Below are 21,866 nucleotides of genomic sequence, written 5' to 3'. Positions count from 1 at the left end.
TCACTTCAATCCTTTTCATTTTTTGCTTGTTCTAAGAGTTTTTCAAGGTTTTCATAGTCTTCTTTTAACTTTAGATGTTCATGAACAATATTAACTGCTGTTAATACTGCTAGTTTATTAATATCAAGTGTCGGGTTTTTTCCGCTAATTTCTCTCATTTTATCATCGACAATTGAGGCCACAAGGCGAATATGACTTGTGCTCTCAGACCCGATAATTGAGTATTGCTGTCCATATATATCTACAGTGGTTCTTGTTTTTTGTGGCTGTGACAAGTATTTGGCCTCCATTCTAGTCAATCCTACAGATAATAATACCATGAACGTGATATTTATGGAAAGAAATCTCAACAAACGTTATGATAGAACATGTAGAATTTTATCCAAAAATAGTAGGAGATGTTATTTTTGTCTAATACTGTATTAAAATGTACCCTCGAAACGATAGAAAAAATGAAGACGGATTATAAAAGTCAATTGCAAGATAAGGTCCCACAGGGAGGATTATTTGTCGCCAAACTCCCTAGCTGTACAATTACAGCTTATAAATCTGGGAAAGTATTGTTTCAAGGAAATAGTGCTTTAAGTGAAGCTGCAAAATGGGACAGCTCTGTTACGTCCAGTAAAACGACCACAACTAACAAACCAGTTCCAAAGAATAGTGGCTTGCCAGCAAATATCGGAACATTATCAATGGTTGGTTCGGATGAAGTTGGGACAGGTGACTACTTTGGACCGATGACAGTCGTTGCTGCATTTGTTTCCAATGATAAGTTCGAGCTATTGAAGGAACTTGGGGTTAAAGATTCAAAGGATTTAAACGACAAACAAATTTGTGAGATTGCCGAATCGATTATTCATGTCATCCCTTATAGTCTGTTAATTTTACATAATGAAAAATACAATGAACTTCAAGCTAAAGGGATGACTCAAGGAAAGATGAAGGCCTTATTACATAACCAAGCAATCGCACATGTCTTGAAAAAAATTGCACCCTCCACACCCGATGGTATTCTAATCGATCAGTTCGCTGTTCCAGACGTGTATTTTAGACATCTTTCTGGTCAAAAGGAAATAATTAAGGATAAGGTTTATTTCAGCACAAAGGCTGAGGGCGTACACCTATCAGTCGCTGCTGCTTCAATTATCGCTCGTTATGCATTCATAAAAGAATTTGATAAATTAAGTGAGAAGTGCGGTTTGGAGTTAAAAAAAGGGGCCGGTGCTCAGGTTGATGTTGTTGCAGCTAAGCTAATAAAAAAGCATGGTGTTGGTGCACTGCGCACGTATACCAAACTACATTTTGCAAACACAGGAAAAGCGAAGAAAATAGCTGGGATATAAGATAAGAAAGGAGGGCAACTTTGGTCGACAAGCATAAGATGCCCCCAACCTTCCGAAATATTAGGCTTAGATCAGAGAACCGACGACGTCTGAAGCTAGACAAATTAAAAATGGAGTGGGCTACAATTCCCACTCCATTCTTATTATGAACGCAATGTTGCATCAAATTTCTCTGCAACTGCCTTTAGTACTTTTTCATGTGCTTTTGTTACTTCTTCCTCTGTTAGAGTACGTTCTGGATCAAAGTATTTGATCGAGTATGCAACTGATTTTTTCCCAGGCTCCATACGCTCTCCTTCATATAGGTCAAAGATCGTAACATCGCGGAGTAACTTTCCACCCGCTTCAATAATGACCTGCTTCATATCACCTGCAGCAACTGAATTGTCCACGACAAGTGCGATGTCACGAGTCATTGATGGGTATCTTGGAATTGGCTGGTAGAGTATTTCTTCTACATCTGCTTCCAAGACATCCTTTAATGATAATTCAACCACATAAGTCGGTGTTAAATCTAAGTCTTTTTGGACATTTGGATGAATTTGACCAATAAATCCGATTTCCTTATTGTCTAATAATACAGTAGCTGTACGACCAGGATGCATATCTTCCACTCTTGCTTGAAGGAATGATGTTCTATTTCCAAGACCTAACTTTTCAAATAGACCTTCTACAATACCTTTAACCACATAGAAGTCCACTGCTTTTTTCTCACCCTGCCATGTTGGTGATAACCACGAACCTGTAAGAGCTATCGCAAGATGTTCTTTCTCTTCAGGTAGTTCCTGGCCAGGTCTAGTAATAAATACCGCACCCGTTTCATAAGTAGCTACACTGTCAATCTGGCGAGCGAGGTTATGTGAAACAACTTCTAATAAATGAGGAAGAAGACTAAGTCTTAAAAGACTACGTTCCTCGCTCATTGGCATTGCCAAACGTATAGGTTCGCTTTTTTCAAGTGCGTATTTAGTAACTTTTTCAGCACTAGTAAGTGAATATGTGGTGCTTTGATATAAGCCTACACCTTCTAGATATCTTCTAACTAAACGACGCTTAGCTTGGTAATCCGTTAATCTGCCAGGATTTGATTCGCCAACTGGAAGTGTTGTTGGTAGCTCATCATAACCGAATAACCGCGCAACTTCTTCGATTAAATCCTCTTCAATCGTAATGTCAGGTCTGCGAGTTGGTGCAGTAACATGGAACGTATTGTTATCCACAGTATATGGGAATTGTAGGTTTGTAAAAATCTCTTCTACTTTTTCTTTTGTTATCTCAGTTCCTAACACTTTATTAATTCTCTCTAGTGAAACCGATACTTCTACAGGTTGAATATCAAGAGTATCAACTGCTACAACACCATCAAGAACCACACCGCCAGCAAGCTCTGCCATTAGCTCAGCAGCACGGTCAGCTGCTTCACGAGTACGATTAGGATCAATTCCTTTTTCAAAGCGAGCACTTGCCTCACTGCGTAATCCGTGATCCTTAGAAGACTTACGGATTGTACTTCCTGTAAAATAAGCAGACTCTATTAATACTGTTGTTGTGTCATTTTTAACTTCAGAATTTGCTCCACCCATTACACCTGCAAGGGCAACTGGCACCGTTCCATTTGTAATAACAAGGTGTTCGTTCGTTAATGTACGCTCTACATCGTCTAATGTTGTAATCTTTTCTCCGTTATTTGCACGTCTTACAAGAATTTCATTAGAGCCTAGTCGATCATAATCAAAGGCATGTAAAGGTTGGCCATATTCTAATAAAATATAATTTGTAATATCAACTACATTATTGTGTGGTCGAATTCCTTCTGCCATCAGGCGTGCTTGAAGCCACAATGGTGATGGACCGATTTTAACGTTCTTTACAACTCGCGCCACATATAATGGATTATCTTCGTTTGCATCAACAGCAATTGAAATATAATCCTCCGCTTTTTCCTCTGAGGTTATTACTTTTGGTTGTGGAAGTTTAACTTCTCTGCCTAGAATAGCTGCAACTTCATAAGCAACCCCCAACATGCTCATAGCATCAGAACGATTAGGTGTTAGTCCTAACTCAAGAACTTTGTCATCAAGATTTAGTTGGGCAATCGCGTCCGCTCCTGGCACAACATCATGTGGAAATACAAAGATACCTTCTGAATATTCTTTTGAAACAAGTTTTGATTCAATGCCAAGCTCTTGTAGGGAACAAATCATACCATTTGATTCTTCACCTCGAAGCTTCGCCTTTTTGATTTTGAAGTTACCTGGAAGTACAGCTCCTACCTTTGCCACGACCACCTTTTGGCCTTTTGCAACATTTGGTGCACCACAAATAATTTGAACAGGTTCACCTTCACCTAAATCGACTTGACATTTATTTAATTTATCAGCATTGGGATGTTGCTCACATTCTAATACATGACCGACAACAATTCCGCTAATGCCTTCCCCTAAATGATCGACACCTTCAACTTCAATTCCACTTCTAGTGATTTTCTCTGCTAATTCTTCAGCAGTTACACCTGATAAATCAACGTATTCTTGTAACCATTTATATGAAACAAACATGTTTTTTCCCTCCTTAAGCCCGATTAAATTGTTTGATGAAACGATTATCATTTGTGTATAAATGACGAATATCATCAATTCCGTATTTTAACATTGCAATACGCTCTGGGCCCATTCCGAACGCGAAGCCTGTATATTTCTTTGAATCAAATCCAGACATTTCAAGTACATTTGGATGAACCATACCAGCACCTAAAATTTCAATCCAGCCTGTTTTCTTACAAACATTACAGCCATCTCCACCACATTTAAAGCATGAGATGTCCATCTCTACTGAAGGCTCAGTGAATGGGAAGAAGCTTGGACGTAGACGGATTTCACGATCTTCACCAAACATTTTCTTTGCAAACGTATTTAAAGTACCTTTAAGGTCACTCATACGAATGTTTTCATCCACAACCAATCCTTCAATTTGAGTGAATTGATGGGAATGTGTCGCATCATCGTTGTCTCGGCGGTATACTTTACCAGGACAGATAATTTTTACAGGTCCTTTTCCTTTATGCTTTTCCATTGTTCTTGCTTGAACAGGAGACGTTTGGGTACGAAGTAAAATATCCTCAGTGATGTAAAATGAATCCTGCATGTCCCTTGCTGGGTGGTCCTTCGGTAAATTTAAGGCCTCAAAATTGTAATAATCTTTCTCGACTTCTGGCCCCTCAGCGATTGAATAACCCATACCAAGGAAAAGATCTTCAATTTCTTCAATTACCTTAGTAAGTGGATGAGGTCCACCTACCTTAATCGGTCTTCCAGGTAAGGTCACATCGATTGTTTCAGAAGCAAGTCTTTTTTCAACTTCTTCTTTTTCAAGTAATTCCTGTTTTGCAGTTAATTTTTCAGTAATTTGCTCTCTTACTTCATTTACAAGCGCACCCATTTTAGGACGCTCTTCGGCAGAAAGCTTGCCCATCCCTCTTAGTACTTCAGTGATAGGTCCTTTTTTTCCTAAATACGCAACACGAATATCGTTTAATTCTTTAAGATTCGTTGAAGCTTCGACTTTTGCCAGAGCTTCTTCTTTCAGCTCAAGTAATCTTTCTTGCATTCATAATTCCTCCTTTTTTCTTAGAAAAGCACAAGGCGCCCCAATTCCAGCTAAAAGTATACACGTCCTGTGCATAGCACTGGAATCCTAGCCATCCTGGCATGGGCTTGTGACCTCGAGCCGATGGCGCCTGGAGCTAGACATCAAGACAAAATAAAAAACCTCAATCCCAAAAAAGGGACGAGGTTTAGATTCGTGGTACCACCCTTGTTAACAATTATCAAATACTAATTGTTCACTTCGTTTCGATAACGGCAAATGCCGGTACACCTTTACGTTTTGAATGACAAAACGGTCCCAGTGCCAACTCAAGAGGTGAATTCACTTTCTTCTTCTATAAAAATGCTTGCAGTCTCGGCATTTTCTCCCTAGATAGTGAGTGGAAAGTTACTGGTCTCTATCACTGTTTTTACGATATAAGGATGTTTAAAAAGTCACCAAATGATAAGCATCGACTTTTTAAAACACAGATTTTATGTAAGCATATAAATTATATTATACGTATCTTTGTTGTACAAATCAAACCCATTTTAATTCTTTTTTCGTATAAATGGGAGATAGAGAATAAAAAACATAAACAATGCGACTATTTCCAAGGATAAAATATACCAAGGGTACGGACCCAAAAAATCGATTAGGCTTGGATTTATTGGCTTTCGTGCGAGAAACATATAATTTCCACCTGTTGCTTTGTTAATAAAAAAGACAACTATTGCAATAACATTTAAAGCAGCAAATGCCTTCCAAATAGATGTGAAAGCCGGCCTACAATTCTCATACCAAATCATGTACAAGCTCGCTAGTATGATGGCGATATGTGCTAGAAAAAAATGAAAATAGCGATAATGTGGAAAATCATAAGCAAGCTCTGGTGTAAGCATTGCTTGTAGAGCACCACCAATGCCTAGGAAATACGTAATTTCAAATAAAAAAAACTTTCGTGTTAACAACATGATGATACTTAAAAACAATGAGATTGAGCATAGCTGAAATGGCAATGAATCTACTGGATCCCATACTCCCGTTTTCAAATACCATATGTAAAGCGATAGTTCACTTGCTAATAAAAAGAAAGCTAAGGAATAACGGATTGCTGATTTTCTCTTTGTGAGTGTTGCTCGAAAAATAAATAAAACTATCCCTGAAGCAAACAATAAGCCTAACATCACAACATGTGAAAGAGCTAACCACCGAAACGGGTCTCCGATAACGGAACTTCCGAAAAAGTCGTTTATTATACTCCCCCCTCTTTATCGTAAATGATACAGTAAAATCCCTGCTGCTACTGCAACGTTTAATGATTCACTTCTACCGAAGATTGGGATATAAAGGTTTTGATCTGTTTTATCTAGTAATTCTGGCTCGACTCCATTTCCTTCATTTCCAACAATCAATGCAAATGACTCTCCAACAGACGCTTGTTTATAATCAACTGCATCTTTTAAAGATGTTCCATATACTTTAATCCCATTTTGTTTAAGTTTTAAGATAGTGTCGTGAAGATTTTCTTTAATAATAGGTATATGAAATATGGAGCCTTGTGTAGAACGAATGACCTTTGAGTTATAGACATCAACGCTTCCTTCACCAATAATGACTGCATCAATTCCTGCTGCATCTGCCGTTCGAATCATCGTCCCTAGATTACCGGGATCTTGTACAGCATCTATTAATAAGAGCCTAGAGATCTTTCCACCTTCTTTTACCGAGTATTGCTCACAAACTGCAGCAACTCCTTGAGAAGTATCAGTATCACTTATTTCCTGCATGATTTTTTCCGTCACAATCGTGATTGACAAATCATCTACAATCCACTCTGATGGGATGTCTGTTGTTTCACTTATAATCAATTCTTGGATGACTACATCACTTTTTAATGCCTCTTCTATTAAATGAAATCCTTCTATCATAAAAGTTCTTGATTTGTCACGTTCCTTTTTTGTATGTAGTTTTTTCCATTGTTTTATTTGAGGATTTTTATTTGATTCGATTCGTTTCAATTTGTCAATTGCTCCTTTTTGCTAATTCTTTTTCCATTATATCCTAACAAAGATACATAATAAAACGGTATAACGTAAATCATAGTAAAGAAAAAGTTACATATGAAAGGTGTGCATGTGAATGAACTTAAACTTAAGACATGCTGTAAAGCACAATGTCACAGGAAATTCTCAGGCTGAATTAGAAGATACAATAGTAGATGCTATCCAAAGTGGCGAAGAAAAAATGCTTCCTGGTTTAGGTGTTTTGTTTGAAGTCATTTGGCAAAATGCAAGCCAAGAGGATAAGCAAGAAATGCTTGCAACATTAGAGCAAGGATTAAAGCAGTAGTTAGAAAAAGCCGATGATAAACTCATCGGCTTTACTTGTTCTTATTCAAATTTAATTTTGTTGACAGTCTCTTGATCAAGACGTTTGATTACTTCTGCAATTAACTTAACAGCATTTTCATAATCATCACGGTGAAGAATTCCTGCGTGTGAATGAATGTAACGGGTTGCGATTGTAATCGCTAATGATGGAACGCCTTCTAATGTAATGTGGATTGCTCCAGCATCTGTTCCACCACCTGCAATCGCATCAAATTGGTATGGAATACTTAGCTCATCAGCCACTCCAACAACAAAATCACGCAATCCCTTGTGAGAAACCATAGAAGCATCGTATAAAATGATTTGTGGACCTTCTCCCATTTTACTCATTGCTTCTTTTTCAGAAATCCCAGGAGTATCGCCTGCAATACCTACATCAACTGCAATCGCAATATCAGGTTTAATCATCGTTGCAGCTGTTTTTGCACCACGAAGACCGACTTCTTCTTGTACACAACCAACACCATAAACAACGTTAGGATGTTCTTCATTCTTCAGATATTTTAGAACGTCAATTGCAATTGCACAGCCGATTCGGTTATCCCAAGCTTTTGCTAGTAGCATTTTTTCATTATTCATAACTGTGAATTCAAAATATGGCACCACCTGATCACCAGGTTTCACACCAAATTCAAGAGCTTGTTCACGACTTGATGCACCAATATCAATAAACATATCTTTAATTTCTACAGGCTTTTTACGTGCTTCAGCAGATAATATATGTGGTGGTTTTGAGCCAATAACGCCCGTAATATCACCTTTACTCGTGACAACGGTTACACGTTGTGCAAGCATAACCTGTGACCACCAGCCTCCAACGGTTTGGAAACGCAAAAATCCTTTATCATCTATTTGTGTTACCATGAAACCTACTTCATCTAAATGTCCTGCAATCATTACTTTTGGACCCTCTGCATTACCCGCCTTTTTTGCAATAATGCTTCCAATCCCATCGTACGAAATTTCATCAGAATATGGTGTTATGTATTTTTTCATGATTTCACGCGGCTCTCGTTCATTACCAGGAATTCCTTTTGCATCGGTAAGATCTTTAAGCATCGTTAATGTTTCATCAAGCTTTGTCATTAATAAATCACCTAACTTTCCTAAGTTTGATCACCATTTCATTATACAGAAAATGGTGGCAATTGAGCAATCAGGGACTTTTTATTTCGTCCCACTAGACCCAAAACCACCTTCACCTCTTTCAGAAGTTGTTACTTCCTCCACTTGTTGTAAATTAACCTGAGCGACCTGGGCAATGACCATCTGCGCAATACGCATTTGTTTTTCTACCACAAAGTCCTTTTTGCCATGATTAATTAATATAACAGCGACTTCCCCACGGTACCCTTCATCAATTGTTCCAGGGCTATTTAAAACAGTAACCGAATGTTTGAGTGCTAGTCCGCTTCTTGGTCTTACTTGGGCTTCGGTTCCTGGAGGAAGCTCAATTTTGATTCCCGTTTTAATTAATTCAGCCTCTCCAGGTTTAATTACTTTTTCTTCAGCAGAAAATAAATCCAATCCTGCATCACCTGGGTTTGCTTGTAACGGGAGCCTTGCATCCTCGTTTAACAGCATTACTTTTAAGTTATATGTCATAAGTAGTCCTCCTCAATAAAAAACAAACTAAAAAAATTATAGCAAATTAATCAAAACTTGAAACCTTTTAACTGTTTCAATCGTATATGTTGGCAGATTGAGAATGGAGGGAGTCCTCTTATGTTTGTCCTACTTATACGTTTTGTACTATTACTTCTTATTATTTTCTTATTATATCGGATTTTTAAGTATGTCCTTAACCCAAAGAGGAAACTTGAACTTGCTCAAGAAAAACGAGAATTCTACTGGCTTGACGATCTTGCAAATGTTCATAAAAACTTTTTATTAACATATAAGGGAGTTTTATTTGAGGGAGAAAAATATTTAGGAACAACGAAGAAATCGTTTGAAGTTGTCTCGATTTTTGTCTGGGCCAAAGACGACAATCTAAAGGGATTAAATTATACAGATTTTCAATACATTGAACGTAGGATTAGTGAAGTATACCCGCATGCTAAAATTGATTGGAAAAGTCCGATTAAAGAACTTATTAAAGAAAACAGTCGTGAGCGTTAACTCACGACTGTTTTTCATTGATAAGATCTACCTGTTTTAGGTTTGAAAAATTCATGCCATTTGATAATGACTTGTTTTTCTCTAAGTAAATAGAACAATAGAGTTAGTGCAAGGAGAATAGCAAGAATAACTGTCGTGGAGAATTCACGGATAAATTGTCCGAAAACGGTGTAAAGAAGAGCTACTGGGATATTTGTATAGAAGGAGCCTTTGGCATATTCTCGGAAATTTCGAGTCACATCTTTGATGCACAATGATAAAAGATGAAAATTAATAAAAGGAATAAGACGTAAGATTGCAATTTGCCCAATCGTAAATTTCACTCGTTCACCCAACCATTTTTGCTTAAGATTAGTAATTTTTTGCGACAATCTAGGAACTTGACTATATAAAAAATAGAAAAGAATGCTAAGCATGGTTAAACCTAGGATGGAATAGATCGTTCCAAATACGGATCCAAATAATATTCCCCCGACAATACATATTACAGGTACTGGAATGAAAAAGAAGGGACGAATAAGATGTATCCCAATAAATATAATGGGGGCAAGCAGTCCAGTGGATTCAATAAAAACAAACAGAAGTGTCATTGTTTCATCCAAATACACAACTCACCTCTCTTTCGTTAGGTTACTTCGGTGCTATTTAAGCATATACAAACGTACAAGTTGTTATGACAGGTTAACTAAAATATATGTATAAAGGGCTATCGTAACAATTGAAAGAATGGGAAGCATGATGACAAATTGCTTATGCTTTGTTTTATGGCGAAATTGTCTCATCCCAAAGGTTGCCCCTAGTGCACCACCTACAATGGCGACAACCCAAATATGCTTTTCAGAAATGCGCCATTTGTTATTTCTAGCTCTATTTTTATCAATATACATAAGTAAGAATCCATATATATTTAGAATTACATAGATGAAAAAGAGATAGCTCATTATTATTCCTCCGTTATTGACTAAAACAAAAAAGGTTACTCTCATTTTACAATGGGAGTAACCTTTTTACCTAGACTTATTTGTAGTCTAGCTTCAGCAACTAGAAATTCAGGAAACTTCAACTCCTCCGGCAAAGGCAAATTACGCCTCGTAGTCGCAGTATCCAGTTTCCTCATTTCTGGTCAAGTCGCTTCCGCTTTTTTATTTTAAGTTGTTTTTAGCTACAGTTGCTAATTCTGCAAATGCTTTTTCATCGCTAACAGCTAGGTCAGCAAGCATTTTGCGGTTTACTTCGATACCAGCTACTTTTAACCCGTGCATTAAACGGCTGTAAGAAAGTCCGTTCATACGAGCAGCTGCGTTGATACGAGTAATCCATAGCTTACGGAAGTCGCGTTTCTTTTGACGACGGTCACGGTAAGCATACATTAATGATTTCATTACTTGTTGGTTTGCAACTTTATATAAAGTGTGTTTTGAACCGAAATAACCTTTAGCTAATTTTAATACCTTTTTACGACGTTTGCGTGTAACTGTTCCGCCTTTTACTCTTGGCATTTTGTTTCCCTCCTAAGATCAATAACCGATTATTTAATGTTGTCTAACATGTGGCGAATACGTTTGAAATCGCCTTTGCTAACTAATGTAGCTTTACGAAGCTTACGCTTTTGCTTTTGAGATTTATTTCCGAATAAGTGGCTTGTGTATGCATGTGAACGTTTAAGTTTACCAGATCCTGTTTTCTTAAAACGCTTTGCAGTACCACGGTGTGTTTTCATTTTTGGCATAGGGAGTTCCTCCTCAATTCATTACTTTTCGATTTTAGGTGCTAGTACTAAAAACATGCTTCTTCCATCCATTTTTGGGTGGGATTCAATCGTAGCTACTTCAGCACAAGCTTTAGAAAAACGATCTAAAACACGTTGACCGATTTCTTTATGTGTAATCGCACGACCTTTAAAGCGAATAGACGCTTTAACTTTGTCGCCCTTTTCAAGGAATTTAATTGCGTTACGAAGCTTTGTATTAAAATCATGCTCATCAATTGTCGGACTAAGTCTAACTTCCTTAATATTGATAACCTTTTGGTTTTTACGAGCTTCTTTTTCTTTCTTCTGTTGCTCAAAACGGAATTTACCGTAGTCCATTATACGACATACAGGTGGTTTCGCGTTAGGTGCAACCAATACAAGATCAAGATTTGCTCTTGCAGCAATTTCTAATGCTTCATTTTTGGATTTAATTCCAAGCTGATCACCGTTTTGACCAATCAAACGAACTTCGCGGGCACGAATGCCTTCGTTTACCATCATGTCTTTGCTAATAATTAGCCACCTCCAAGGTTTTTTAAAGAATGCCTCGTTTGAAATCTTGCGCATTTTACAGATTTGAGACAAACAAAAAAGTGTGAATGTATACACACCCACACTATTACAATTCATTTACACATTAATGATTAATGAACGTAAGACCTACCAACTGCAATTTGCGTCAATCAGGTGAGAAGCGGGTGCCTCTACTTTCTCAAACAAGTATTCAATTACCTACAAAAGTATAACATCTATGATGATAACTGTCAAACGGTGCAACTAGAATAGTGCAACGAAATTCATTCTAGCATGCACCTTTATGTTTGACAAGCTTTTTTTATTTTTTTACTTCCTGTAGGATCGCTGAAAGGAAAGCATCAAAGGACATAGTCTCAGATTTCTGCTCACCGTATTTACGGACATTTACCGCTTTTTCTCCCATTTCATTGTCACCTACAACAAGCATAAATGGAATTTTTTGCATTTGTGCTTCACGGATTTTATAGCCTATCTTTTCATCACGGTCGTCAATTTCGACACGTAATCCTTCTGCCTGAAGTTTCTCTTGAACACTCTTCGCATAGTCAAGATGTACATCAGGAGAAACTGGAATGACTTGAACTTGAACAGGGGCTAACCAAGTTGGAAATGCCCCTTTATACTCTTCAATCAAGTAAGCAACAAAGCGTTCCATTGTTGATACAACACCACGGTGAATAACAACTGGACGATGTTGTTTTCCATCTTCACCAATATAAGTTAAATCAAAACGTTCTGGTAATAAGAAGTCAAGTTGAACAGTTGAAAGTGTTTCATCTTTTCCAAGTGCTGTACGAACCTGAACATCAAGTTTAGGACCATAGAATGCTGCTTCACCTTCTGCCTCGAAGTAATCCAGACCAAGGTCATCCATCGCTGCCTTTAACATAGATTGAGCTTTCTCCCACATTGCGTCATCATCGAAATATTTTTCAGTGTCAGCAGGATCGCGGTAAGAAAGTCGGAAGCTAAAGTCTTGAATATCAAAGTCTTTATAAACCTCTAAAATAAGATTTACAACGCGTTTGAATTCTTCCTGAATTTGGTCAGGTCGAACGAAGATATGTGCATCATTAAGAGTCATTCCTCTAACACGTTGAAGACCCGATAATGCGCCACTCATTTCGTAGCGGTGCATTGTTCCTAATTCTGCAATTCGAATTGGAAGCTTGCGATAGCTATGAATACCATTCTTATATATCATCATGTGATGTGGACAGTTCATTGGACGTAACACAAGCTCTTCATTATCCATTTCCATTATTGGGAACATGTCTTCTTGATAATGATCCCAGTGACCAGAAGTTTTATATAAATCAACGTTTGCAAGTACTGGTGTATACACATGGTCATAGCCTAGTCTTACTTCTTTATCTACAATATAGCGTTCGATAACGCGGCGTATCGTCGCGCCTTTTGGAAGCCATAATGGCAATCCTTGACCTACTTTTTGTGAATTTGTAAACAGGCTTAGTTCCTTACCTAATTTACGATGGTCACGTTCTTTAGCCTCTTCTAGTAAACGAAGGTATTCGTCAAGTTCAGCTTTTTTAAAGAATGCAGTTCCGTAAATACGTTGTAGCATTTTATTGTCACTATCTCCACGCCAGTACGCACCAGCAATGCTTAATAGCTTAAATTCTTTAATTTTTCCTGTTGAAGGAACATGGACACCACGGCAAAGGTCAAAAAATTCACCTTGTTCGTAAATTGATAAAGGTTCTCCCTCCGGAATATCTTGAATTAATTCAATTTTAAGCTCATCGCCGATTTCCTCGTATCTTCTTAATGCCTCATCACGCGAAACCTCGACACGATGGATTTCAAGATTTTCATTTATGATCTTTTTCATTTCTTTTTCGATTTCAGGCAGATCTTCAGGTGTTAATGATTTTTCCATATCAATGTCATAGTAAAAACCATTTTCAATAACTGGCCCTACACCAAGCTTAACATCCTTGTATAGGCGTTTAATTGCTTGAGCCATAAGGTGAGCTGTACTGTGTCGCATGATTTCTAATGCTGCATCAGTATCTTGGGTAATGATTGCTATTTCACCATCTTCATGAATTTCAGTTCGTAAATCAATCTCTTTTCCATTAAACTTACCAGCGATTGACTTTTTCTTTAGGCCTGGGCTGATTGATCCTGCAATATCTTCTGTTGTTGTTCCTTTAGGAAACTCCTTCACTGCTCCGTCTGGGAATGTAATTTTTACTACATCTGACATCAGTTTTCAACTCCTTTTAAATTAAAAGCACAAGGCGCGCATCCTTAGGCTACAAGTATAAGATTAGCGCCGACAGAAGGTGCCTTTTTCCTTCTGAAGCGATTTGCTTAGACCCGAGAGCCGATGGCGCCTTGGGCTAGATATAAAAATGTGAAAATAAAAAATACCCGTCCCCAAAAAAAGGGACGAGTATATGTATCGTGGTTCCACCCTTGTTTCCACTCGAGAAAAATCGAATGGCTCAAGAAACAAATAACGGTTATCCCGTCAGTAATTACAACTTTGATAAACAAAGGTTCACTACTGAAGTTTAGAGGTGGTAAAAGTATCATTCGTGTTAGGAAGCTTCCAGCCTTGGCCTCCCTCTCTGAAAACCGTAATTATACAATCGTGTCCTCATCATAACTTTTAAATTATAGACTACTCATTCATGAGTATTTGTAATATGTAGGTATTATAGTCTTATTTAAAAGTTAAATCAAGGGCAGTTCGTATATTTCATATTTTTTTTGCTTTCTGCCGTGTGTTTTCAAAGGACTTCTTCGTGTAAATTGTGACATTCTCTAAAAAAATATTGTGGATGGTCTGTACCATTCCATTATCAATCTGGTCCGTATAAATTGAAATTGACTTCGGAGCAATTGATACTAATGGTGCCAATACTGCAGAATCAATGTACAAGGGCTGGTGTAGGATTAGTTTTCGATCAATATATTTAAACAATTCATCTCGCTTAATTTCAGTAAACTCATGATTATAAAAATAAAATTGCTCATCATGTAAAATATGTAATTGTTCAAGCTTTGGTTCTCGCTTCTCTCTAAATTCCCTCAGTCCTTGAATAAATGTTTGATACTCCTGCTCAAGCTTGTATTCATCAATAGCAGATTCGATTATTTGCAATAATGCCTCATTATACGACCGCATGCGAAACTTTAAAAATGATTCAAACGAGAAAGAAATAGGAATTTCCATAAAATCGTGAAGCGCTTCCTCTATCAGTTGTTCCCGCGGCACGACATCTTGAACCCCTGGGATATCAGGGTTATTCCCATCCATCAATCCTTTGGCAATTTCTAATATTTGCTTCTTCTCTTCATAATCGGTAAAGTAAAATAAATTTTCAATGTAATCAAGAATCCAATTGTCCTCTTTGTTATGAATGATAAACTCGGCCATTACCGGAATGACCACAACCTGAACTGCATATTGTATTTTCTCTGAAATGAAAACAGACACGACATTCTCCTCATCATTGACAACTTCTATGTAATCTATAGAAAGAGCTTTTGCCTTTGCAACTAAGCCCTTATACATTTTTTGTGCATCTGTTATTTCTTGGAAATGCATTTCAATCAAGCTAGTCCCCCCATTTCACCAATACCATTACCCTGTTACATGTATATGGTGAATCGGACAACTTTAGAATAAAAAAATTGGCTTTCTCTTTTTCGAGAAAGCCAATTCGATTAGTATCGTCTGTTTTTTCCTTTAAGTTCAACTGGTTTTGCTAAATATTTGATTCGTTCCATGATTCGAGCAGCTTTGACCTTTTCCTCTTCACCACGTTGCGTATATGATAAATGGTGTTCAAGACCTTTAAAATCGAAATTTGATGTAAAGAAGGTCGGTAAGTTTTCAAGCATACGGTATTGCAGGATACTACCAAGAATATCGTCACGCATCCAACTAGACATCGATTCTGCACCAATATCATCTAGCATTAAAACTGGTACTTTTTTAACTGCATCAATTTTTGAATTGATTGATTGGTCCTGTAAGGAACCTTTTAACTCCCTCATAAATTCTGGTACATACACAAGCATCGAAGAGACCTTTTTCTGAGCTAGTCCATTTGCAAGGGCTCCTAAGAAGTAAGTTTTCCCAATTCCAAACGAACCGTGTAAATATAATCCCTGCATCCGTTTGCCAGGTTCATAGTGGTCGAGAAATTCCTGAATTAAAAGAATTGCATCTGACCGTCCTTCATCAAATTCTAGAGATTCGAGGGATGCATCAAGGATATCTTTTGGAACATACATACTCTTAATTAAAGATTTATATTTAATCTGTTCATCGTGCATTACCTTTTTCGGACATCTTTCATAGCTTAATTCAATTGAGTTACCTTTAAGTTCAAGATGAGGATGAAAGCCCTGTAGCATATTTTTACACGAATGAAGGCTTTCACATTTATTACATTCCTTGCTTTGATTGATATATTCGTAAAGCTTAACAAGACTTCTATTAATCGTATCATTAGTAATTTGATCCTGATGTGCGTTTATAAAGTCTCTTACCTCAGAATGGTTTAATACCTCATGTTTAATTTGTTCATATCGCTGCTGAAAGCCAGCATGATTTGAAAGTTTTTTCAAAGAATCCTGAATCGGTTTCATATCCTCACCCCCATCTTATTGGTTATTCTTTTTTAATCTTTCTTCAAACAGACGTTTCTTCTCTTCAAAGGAAGGACTTGATGCATTTTCCTTTGCTTTTTCCTTTTTTGGAGTTTCTTCTTTTGTACCTTCATCCTCTTGTTTTAACCAGTCAGGTAATAACTCTTTGCGAATCGGTTGTCTTTTATATTTATTTGTCTTTTTATCTGCAGTCCAATTATGCTTTTTGGCCGTCTCCATTGCATCCTTAACTGTCTTTATATTTAATCTTGCCCAGTTACTTGCAATGGTTTCGATATAAGACTTTGTTAATCTCATATCCGATTTTAACATGACATAATATAACAGTACATTCACAACACCTGGAAGTAAGTTTTGACGGAACATCACATCTTCTATAATTTTCAATTCAGAAACAGAAGGCTGTGACCCTCCAGATACATCGATTAAAAACTCTTTTGGTGAGATTCTTTCCAGTTTCTGAATTAATTCTTCTTCCTTTGTTTGAGGAACTTTGTTTACCATTGTTTGATTTGGTAATGGTTGAACCCTTTCTGTTAAATTAGGTAATTCATTACCAGTTTCAAATTGATACCAGTCTCTTGAAGCCTTTCTTAATTTTTCGATATCAATTTTTTCGTTTGGATCAAAAGCACTCATAACAATCCCCTGCATCTCAACCGGATCGATTCCATAAAGAAAAGAAAGCTTAGTGATTGCTTCTCTTACTCTAGGTGTAATGGCATTTCTCGGAATCATTACATCTGAAAGACCTGCAAAAAACAAATCGAAATTAAAGATTTCGTTTTCGATTACAAGCTTTTTCTCATGACTACGATCCATGTATTCTGTATTGTCATCACGTTCAAGATTGCTTTTCATTTCATCACTAATCGATGAAATCATTTTCGAGACTTGAGCAGAGGCAAATACCTCATTAAATGCTTTCGTAATCGGTTTATATGAATCTAAATCAGGTTCATGATCTGAAAAGAACTGCTTGAGTTTAAAAAATTTACCTTTTCCTAATCTGTTATACAAATAAACATTAAGAACACCATCTGTAAAAAAAGCTCTAGGTGAGAGTGGTGCCTGCAACTCATAGATAAAACTCCTAGAATGCTCATCGGATTTTACAAATGTTTTTAATAAGCCGATACCTTCAAGCTTTAATCGTTCTTGATAAATATCCTGTAGATTCGTTTGTAACAGTGCCATTAACGTATAATGGGTACTTTCCTCTCCCCATAGTCGGTTTTGCTCCAACTCACTCCACAAAGTCATATATAGACTGAAGGCTTTCATTCCAATAAGAGGTTGGTAAAGCAAAGATACAATTTTCCGGTCATAATCATGCAAAAGGTCAGCAGAATGCACAATATAACGATCAACTGGTACTAATTCCTTCCAATGCTCCATTTCATCAAAGCCTTCCATTTTTATAGGATGTCAAAAAAGTCGGCCGAAAAGGACACATCGAATTTCTGCGTAAACTGCTCCAAGTACATTGTGAATAACCTGGTTATGTGCTTGCGTCTACTAGATTATTCACGATGACAATTCCTCAGCGCAAGGCTGCAAGGGAGTTAACTCAAGCAGTTACTCGCGCCGGTACTCGGGAGCTCGCGACGCCTTGAAATTACGACGCACAGGACGTGCTAGTGTCGACAAAACATGAGGCCGTAGCGTTTTTGTCGACGTGGTCCTTTTTAACCTCATTTTTGAACACGCATTTATAGTTCAAAAAAGAGCTTAACACGTATCTTAAGCCCTTTAGCGTTCTCTTTTTATTAATTCCTTTAATTCATCGATAAAAACATTTATATCTTTAAATTGGCGGTAAACTGATGCAAAACGAACATACGCAACTTCATCTACCTTTGCCAAATGGTTCATTACATATTCACCAATAATATCGCTATTGACCTCTGCAATCCCTTGACTACGTAGTTCCTTTTCAACGTCATGAGTGATATCCTCTAATTGTTTCAAGGAAACTGGACGTTTTTCACACGCTTTAATTAGCCCCCGCAGCATCTTTTCCCTGCTGAACTCCTCGCGGGTACCTTCTTTTTTAACCACAATCAAAGGAATTTCTTCCACTTTTTCAAATGTCGTAAACCGATACTGGCATTTTTCACATTCTCGTCTTCTACGGATTGAACGACTATCATCAACTGGGCGTGAATCCAAGACTCTCGTTCCATTATGTTGACAAGTAGGGCATCTCATTCGTAACAACTCCCTTCTTAGGAGATCTCTATGTATTCATATTATAAGAAAGATTTTCATTGGACAAGGGGTTCTCATCATAAATCCGACTTATGAATCTTTTTTACCTATAAGAGGAAGTTCTTTATCTAAGCGTTGATATAAATTCATAATGACTTTTTTACTGTAGCCAAAGTCTATAGGTAATAAAAGTGTTTCGGTTGTAACCGCGAAGTCAATCGCTGTTTCAAACGGTCTTACAGAGACAACAGTTGCAACCACAAAGGCTTTTCTTCCTTTTTTTATTGAAATGCTTATTTCCCCTCGTTCTTCTGATACAGAGTTAATATGGTAACCATCTAAATGATTAATAACCTTTTTTACAGCATCAATCGCCTTTTTATTTGTTGTTTTATAATAATGACTTCTTAACTGCTCGTCCGAATGTTTGTCTCTCGTCTCGCTGTGATTAGAAAAAAACGTTTGCAATCCCATTAGTTCCACTCCCTATTTTTATCTATATAAATGAAAATTACTGTTCTAAATGTAAAAAAGAGGTGTAATTTATACACCTCTTTCTATTTTAGTTGATTCTTATTTATTTTTAAAGTACTTTTACTTGTGCTGGCTTTACTTGTACTGGTCCCATACCACGTGGAAGTTCAATATTCTCGCGTGTTTGTGCACCAAGTGCCTCAGCAATATAGTCTGCAGCAATATTCGGATCTAAATCTCCACATGTGTACACATCTATACTTGCGTATCCATGTTCAGGAAAACTGTGAATCGTTAGATGTGATTCAGAGATGATAACAACACCACTAACTCCCTGTGGAGCAAATTTGTGAAAAGCTACTTCACGAATTTCTGCACCTGACTTTAGTGCCGCTTGAACAAAAGTTTCTTCAATACCTTGCATGTCGTTTAATTTTTCAAAATCGCAACCCCATAATTCAGAGATTACATGACGTCCCATAGTTTCCATAATTTAATTGTTCCCCCTCTTACCATAATTTCGATGAGTTCTTCGCGTAAAGCATGAGCATAACTACCACGGGGGAAAGTTAGTCCAGAGAGGTCCTAACCCTTTAAGTAGCTACAAAAGCATAAGCTTTTAAGAAGTTCACGAAAACTAGTATACTAAGTTTATATACATTTAGCAATACGTTTTATTAAACTAAATAATAAAACCTTCCCACAATTGGGAAGGTTTTTGATTTAACCGACTTTTGCTTCAGTTTTTTGGATAATTTTTTCGCCAACAAATTTGACTAAATCTACGACTCTACAAGAATATCCCCATTCATTATCGTACCAAGCTAATACCTTTACCTTACGCTCACCTATGACCATTGTAGATAACCCATCGACAATAGACGAATGTGGATTTGTATTAAAGTCAATGGAAACTAATGGTTCAGTCGTAAAATCCAAGATCCCTTTTAATGCCCCAACGGATGCAGTTATAAAAGCCTCATTAATTTCTTCAATCGTTACATCTCGTTCAACATCTACAACTAAATCAACTAAAGAAACATTAGGAGTTGGTACACGTAATGCCATTCCATGTAATTTTCCTTTTAGTTCTGGCAATACAAGTGATAATGCTTTTGCCGCTCCAGTCGATGTCGGAATAATAGATTGTGCACAAGCTCTTGCTCTTCTTAAATCTTTATGTGGATTATCGATATTTTTTTGGTCATTTGTATAAGCATGAACTGTTGTCATTAAACCGTTCACAATTCCAAACTGCTCGTTTAAAACTTTTGCAACTGGTGCTAAGCAATTTGTTGTACAAGAAGCGTTTGAAATGATTGCATGATTTTCATGATCATATTTGTCTTCATTTACACCCATTACAATTGTAACATCCTCATCCTTACCAGGTGCAGTTAAGATGACTTTTCTGGCACCAGCCTGTAAATGAAGGCTCGCTTTTTCCTTTGAATTAAATTTTCCTGTTGCCTCAATCACAATATCTATATTTAATCTTTTCCAAGGAAGCTCTAAAGGATCACGGGAGCTAAGAAGCTGAATACGCTTACCATTCACCAATAATGAGTCGTCCTGTGGAATGATTTCCGCATCGAACTTACCATGGTTTGTATCATATTTTATTAGATGTGCTAGTGTGTCCGCAGGGTAGCTTGCATTGATAGCGATTATTTCTAAAGTATCATCCATAATTGCTTTTCTAAATACCATTCTTCCAATACGGCCAAATCCATTGATTGCGATTCTTGGCTTCATCAAAACCCCTCCACGATATATGTTATACTTTTTGTTGTTATTTTCTACGATTAGTATAACACATTAAAATAGATATGTAACACTTTAATTCATTTTTTTATAAAATTGGTCATTTATACGTCCTTTAGGCTATTTCATATGGTTATTTGACCTAGGTAAATAAGGTATCTTGTATAAAGATATAGACTCCAAATTGAGTACAAACAAACTCATTCTGTAAACAGAATAATAATAATAAAACTCATCTTAAAATATTAGTCTGGATAGTCTTCGGACAAGAGAAGGTCAAAACAGCATGGGTGCATCGGGGGCGGATAGATGCACAGGGGAGGTGCTAAGTCAGTGGGGCTTTGTTCGAAGTGGAGGTATCTCCGGACACAGGAGTGCAATATATGCGAGAATGGGTCAAAAGTTGAGAGATCTTCGGACAATGGATGGATAAATTTGCGCACTGGTGTCGGAACTTGAGGCTGCTTCAGACAATTGGTTGCTATTTTTGCGTTGCTTTGTCCGAAGTTGCGCTATCTTCGGACAATGATTAGCTAAATCTCCTTAGTCGTGTCTAAAGTTGTGCTAGCTTCAGACAAATAGTATCCAAATATGCGCGGCTGTGGCCGAAGTTATGCTATCTTCGGACAATGATTAGCTAAATCTCCTTAGTCGTGTCTAAAGTTGTGCTAGCTTCAGACAATGAATTGCTAATTCTGCTCGGACGTGTCCGAAGTTCAGCTAGCTTCAGACAAAGATTAACTAAATATGCGCAGACGTGTCCGAAGTTCAACTAGCTTCAGACAAAGATTAACTAAATATGCGCAGACGTGTCCGAAGTTCAGCTAGCTTCGGACAATGATTAGCTAAATCTCCTTAGTCGTGTCCGAAGTTGAGGTAACTTCAGACAAAAAATGGCTAAATTAAGCGACTTTGTCCGAAGTTGTGCTAGCTTCAGACAATGAATTGCTAATTCTGCTCGGACGTGTCCGAAGTTCAGCTAGCTTCGGACAAAGATTAGCTAAATCTGCTTAGTCGTGTCCGAAGTTGTGCTAG

Annotated in this window: 23 protein-coding genes and 3 other annotated features; of the genes, 3 read left to right on the top strand and 20 right to left on the bottom strand. The window is 37.3% G+C overall.

Translation table 11 applies throughout. From position 1 onward, the window contains the following. Positions 1-5: 5 nt before the first annotated feature. The gene (gene zapA / locus NST91_RS07835; protein ID WP_121447645.1) at positions 6-275 is read right to left on the bottom strand and encodes a cell division protein ZapA; all 270 of its coding nucleotides are present in this window, start codon (positions 273-275) and stop codon (positions 6-8) included. A gap of 132 nt (positions 276-407) precedes the next feature. On the opposite strand from zapA, the gene rnhC reads away from it, so the two are divergent. Then, entirely contained in the window at positions 408-1,343 is a 936-nt protein-coding gene (gene rnhC, locus NST91_RS07830) for a ribonuclease HIII (protein WP_341330679.1), read from the top strand. Between the two features lie 143 nt (positions 1,344-1,486). On the opposite strand, the gene pheT is transcribed toward rnhC, so the two are convergent. The 4 genes from pheT to NST91_RS07810 all read right to left on the bottom strand — a co-directional run bounded on the left by pheT (position 1,487) and on the right by NST91_RS07810 (position 6,949). Next, complete coding sequence (pheT, locus tag NST91_RS07825) at positions 1,487-3,901, bottom strand: phenylalanine--tRNA ligase subunit beta (protein WP_341330678.1); 2,415 nt, start codon at positions 3,899-3,901, stop codon at positions 1,487-1,489. A 13-nt stretch (positions 3,902-3,914) separates the two neighbouring features. Continuing rightward, entirely contained in the window at positions 3,915-4,949 is a 1,035-nt protein-coding gene (gene pheS, locus NST91_RS07820) for a phenylalanine--tRNA ligase subunit alpha (RefSeq protein ID WP_121447642.1), read from the bottom strand. A 173-nt stretch (positions 4,950-5,122) separates the two neighbouring features. After that, positions 5,123-5,362, bottom strand: a binding site (T-box leader). A 117-nt stretch (positions 5,363-5,479) separates the two neighbouring features. Then, positions 5,480-6,157 (bottom strand): YwaF family protein, encoded by a 678-nt coding sequence (locus tag NST91_RS07815; RefSeq protein WP_341333510.1) that lies wholly within the window; start codon positions 6,155-6,157, stop codon positions 5,480-5,482. 42 nt (positions 6,158-6,199) lie between these two features. Then, positions 6,200-6,949 (bottom strand): TrmH family RNA methyltransferase, encoded by a 750-nt coding sequence (locus tag NST91_RS07810; protein WP_341330677.1) that lies wholly within the window; start codon positions 6,947-6,949, stop codon positions 6,200-6,202. A gap of 121 nt (positions 6,950-7,070) precedes the next feature. Here NST91_RS07810 and sspI point away from each other — a divergent pair, with 121 nt between their 5' ends. Continuing rightward, entirely contained in the window at positions 7,071-7,280 is a 210-nt protein-coding gene (gene sspI, locus NST91_RS07805) for a small acid-soluble spore protein SspI (RefSeq protein WP_121447639.1), read from the top strand. 41 nt (positions 7,281-7,321) lie between these two features. Here sspI and NST91_RS07800 read toward each other — a convergent pair whose 3' ends face one another. Next, positions 7,322-8,407 (bottom strand): M20/M25/M40 family metallo-hydrolase, encoded by a 1,086-nt coding sequence (locus tag NST91_RS07800; RefSeq protein WP_121447638.1) that lies wholly within the window; start codon positions 8,405-8,407, stop codon positions 7,322-7,324. 81 nt (positions 8,408-8,488) lie between these two features. Then, a complete protein-coding gene (gene dut / locus NST91_RS07795; RefSeq protein WP_341330676.1) occupies positions 8,489-8,926 on the bottom strand; it encodes a dUTP diphosphatase in 438 nt (145 codons plus the stop codon). Positions 8,927-9,046: 120 nt separating this feature from the next. Here dut and NST91_RS07790 point away from each other — a divergent pair, with 120 nt between their 5' ends. Next, positions 9,047-9,442: a sigma-w pathway protein ysdB gene (locus tag NST91_RS07790; protein ID WP_121447636.1), complete on the top strand. Its 396-nt coding sequence runs from the start codon at positions 9,047-9,049 to the stop codon at positions 9,440-9,442. Positions 9,443-9,456: 14 nt separating this feature from the next. Here the strand turns inward: NST91_RS07790 and NST91_RS07785 are convergent, their stop codons facing one another. From NST91_RS07785 to NST91_RS07725, 13 genes are all read right to left on the bottom strand, one after another. Continuing rightward, on the bottom strand, positions 9,457-10,050 hold the full coding sequence (locus NST91_RS07785; RefSeq protein WP_341330675.1) for a TVP38/TMEM64 family protein: 594 nt from the start codon (positions 10,048-10,050) through the stop codon (positions 9,457-9,459). Positions 10,051-10,113: 63 nt separating this feature from the next. Then, a complete protein-coding gene (locus NST91_RS07780) occupies positions 10,114-10,383 on the bottom strand; it encodes a DUF1294 domain-containing protein (RefSeq protein WP_341330674.1) in 270 nt (89 codons plus the stop codon). 201 nt (positions 10,384-10,584) lie between these two features. Continuing rightward, on the bottom strand, positions 10,585-10,941 hold the full coding sequence (gene rplT, locus NST91_RS07775) for a 50S ribosomal protein L20 (protein ID WP_010678372.1): 357 nt from the start codon (positions 10,939-10,941) through the stop codon (positions 10,585-10,587). A 29-nt stretch (positions 10,942-10,970) separates the two neighbouring features. Beyond that, a complete protein-coding gene (rpmI, locus tag NST91_RS07770) occupies positions 10,971-11,171 on the bottom strand; it encodes a 50S ribosomal protein L35 (protein WP_057999468.1) in 201 nt (66 codons plus the stop codon). Positions 11,172-11,192: 21 nt separating this feature from the next. Further along, positions 11,193-11,711, bottom strand: coding sequence for a translation initiation factor IF-3 (gene infC / locus NST91_RS07765; protein WP_121447745.1), 519 nt, complete (start codon positions 11,709-11,711; stop codon positions 11,193-11,195). A 65-nt stretch (positions 11,712-11,776) separates the two neighbouring features. Next, positions 11,777-11,911: a sequence feature (ribosomal protein L20 leader region), on the bottom strand. Positions 11,912-12,030: 119 nt separating this feature from the next. Continuing rightward, positions 12,031-13,962: a threonine--tRNA ligase gene (gene thrS, locus NST91_RS07760; protein ID WP_341330673.1), complete on the bottom strand. Its 1,932-nt coding sequence runs from the start codon at positions 13,960-13,962 to the stop codon at positions 12,031-12,033. Positions 13,963-14,140: 178 nt separating this feature from the next. Next, positions 14,141-14,374, bottom strand: a binding site (T-box leader). Between the two features lie 86 nt (positions 14,375-14,460). Beyond that, positions 14,461-15,312 carry a putative sporulation protein YtxC gene (ytxC, locus tag NST91_RS07755; RefSeq protein ID WP_341333509.1) on the bottom strand — a complete coding sequence of 284 codons (852 nt, stop codon included), beginning with the start codon at positions 15,310-15,312 and terminating at the stop codon, positions 14,461-14,463. A gap of 119 nt (positions 15,313-15,431) precedes the next feature. Further along, positions 15,432-16,361, bottom strand: a complete 930-nt coding sequence (gene dnaI / locus NST91_RS07750; protein WP_341330672.1) for a primosomal protein DnaI — start codon at positions 16,359-16,361, stop codon at positions 15,432-15,434. Positions 16,362-16,376: 15 nt separating this feature from the next. Continuing rightward, positions 16,377-17,780 carry a replication initiation and membrane attachment family protein gene (locus NST91_RS07745; RefSeq protein ID WP_341330671.1) on the bottom strand — a complete coding sequence of 468 codons (1,404 nt, stop codon included), beginning with the start codon at positions 17,778-17,780 and terminating at the stop codon, positions 16,377-16,379. A gap of 354 nt (positions 17,781-18,134) precedes the next feature. After that, positions 18,135-18,593, bottom strand: coding sequence for a transcriptional regulator NrdR (gene nrdR / locus NST91_RS07740; protein ID WP_121447629.1), 459 nt, complete (start codon positions 18,591-18,593; stop codon positions 18,135-18,137). Between the two features lie 90 nt (positions 18,594-18,683). Further along, positions 18,684-19,067, bottom strand: a complete 384-nt coding sequence (locus tag NST91_RS07735) for a cytosolic protein (RefSeq protein WP_341330670.1) — start codon at positions 19,065-19,067, stop codon at positions 18,684-18,686. 109 nt (positions 19,068-19,176) lie between these two features. After that, positions 19,177-19,557: an adenosylmethionine decarboxylase gene (speD, locus tag NST91_RS07730; RefSeq protein WP_010678381.1), complete on the bottom strand. Its 381-nt coding sequence runs from the start codon at positions 19,555-19,557 to the stop codon at positions 19,177-19,179. A gap of 233 nt (positions 19,558-19,790) precedes the next feature. Beyond that, positions 19,791-20,822, bottom strand: coding sequence for a glyceraldehyde-3-phosphate dehydrogenase (locus NST91_RS07725; protein WP_341330669.1), 1,032 nt, complete (start codon positions 20,820-20,822; stop codon positions 19,791-19,793). Positions 20,823-21,866: the final 1,044 nt, after the last annotated feature.

This window comes from Ferdinandcohnia sp. FSL W7-1320 (assembly GCF_038050315.1).
GTDB classification, from domain to species: Bacteria; Bacillota; Bacilli; order Bacillales; family Bacillaceae_L; genus Ferdinandcohnia; species Ferdinandcohnia aciditolerans.
Note: the sequence above shows the minus strand (reverse complement) of the source record. Positions and strands in the feature narration are given on the sequence as shown.

Bases quoted from the DNA above. Each gene is read 5' to 3' on its own strand.
- pheT (WP_341330678.1), bottom strand. From the start codon at position 3,901: ATGTTTGTTTCATATAAATGGTTACAAGAATACGTTGATTTATCAGGT.
- pheS (WP_121447642.1), bottom strand. From the start codon at position 4,949: ATGCAAGAAAGATTACTTGAGCTGAAAGAAGAAGCTCTGGCAAAAGTC.
- sspI (WP_121447639.1), top strand. From the start codon at position 7,071: ATGAACTTAAACTTAAGACATGCTGTAAAGCACAATGTCACAGGAAAT.
- NST91_RS07800 (WP_121447638.1), bottom strand. From the start codon at position 8,407: ATGACAAAGCTTGATGAAACATTAACGATGCTTAAAGATCTTACCGAT.
- dut (WP_341330676.1), bottom strand. From the start codon at position 8,926: ATGACATATAACTTAAAAGTAATGCTGTTAAACGAGGATGCAAGGCTC.
- NST91_RS07790 (WP_121447636.1), top strand. From the start codon at position 9,047: ATGTTTGTCCTACTTATACGTTTTGTACTATTACTTCTTATTATTTTC.
- NST91_RS07780 (WP_341330674.1), bottom strand. From the start codon at position 10,383: ATGAGCTATCTCTTTTTCATCTATGTAATTCTAAATATATATGGATTC.
- rplT (WP_010678372.1), bottom strand. From the start codon at position 10,941: ATGCCAAGAGTAAAAGGCGGAACAGTTACACGCAAACGTCGTAAAAAG.
- rpmI (WP_057999468.1), bottom strand. From the start codon at position 11,171: ATGCCAAAAATGAAAACACACCGTGGTACTGCAAAGCGTTTTAAGAAA.
- thrS (WP_341330673.1), bottom strand. From the start codon at position 13,962: ATGTCAGATGTAGTAAAAATTACATTCCCAGACGGAGCAGTGAAGGAG.
- ytxC (WP_341333509.1), bottom strand. From the start codon at position 15,312: ATGCATTTCCAAGAAATAACAGATGCACAAAAAATGTATAAGGGCTTA.
- dnaI (WP_341330672.1), bottom strand. From the start codon at position 16,361: ATGAAACCGATTCAGGATTCTTTGAAAAAACTTTCAAATCATGCTGGC.
- NST91_RS07745 (WP_341330671.1), bottom strand. From the start codon at position 17,780: ATGGAGCATTGGAAGGAATTAGTACCAGTTGATCGTTATATTGTGCAT.
- nrdR (WP_121447629.1), bottom strand. From the start codon at position 18,593: ATGAGATGCCCTACTTGTCAACATAATGGAACGAGAGTCTTGGATTCA.
- NST91_RS07735 (WP_341330670.1), bottom strand. From the start codon at position 19,067: ATGGGATTGCAAACGTTTTTTTCTAATCACAGCGAGACGAGAGACAAA.
- speD (WP_010678381.1), bottom strand. From the start codon at position 19,557: ATGGAAACTATGGGACGTCATGTAATCTCTGAATTATGGGGTTGCGAT.
- NST91_RS07725 (WP_341330669.1), bottom strand. From the start codon at position 20,822: ATGAAGCCAAGAATCGCAATCAATGGATTTGGCCGTATTGGAAGAATG.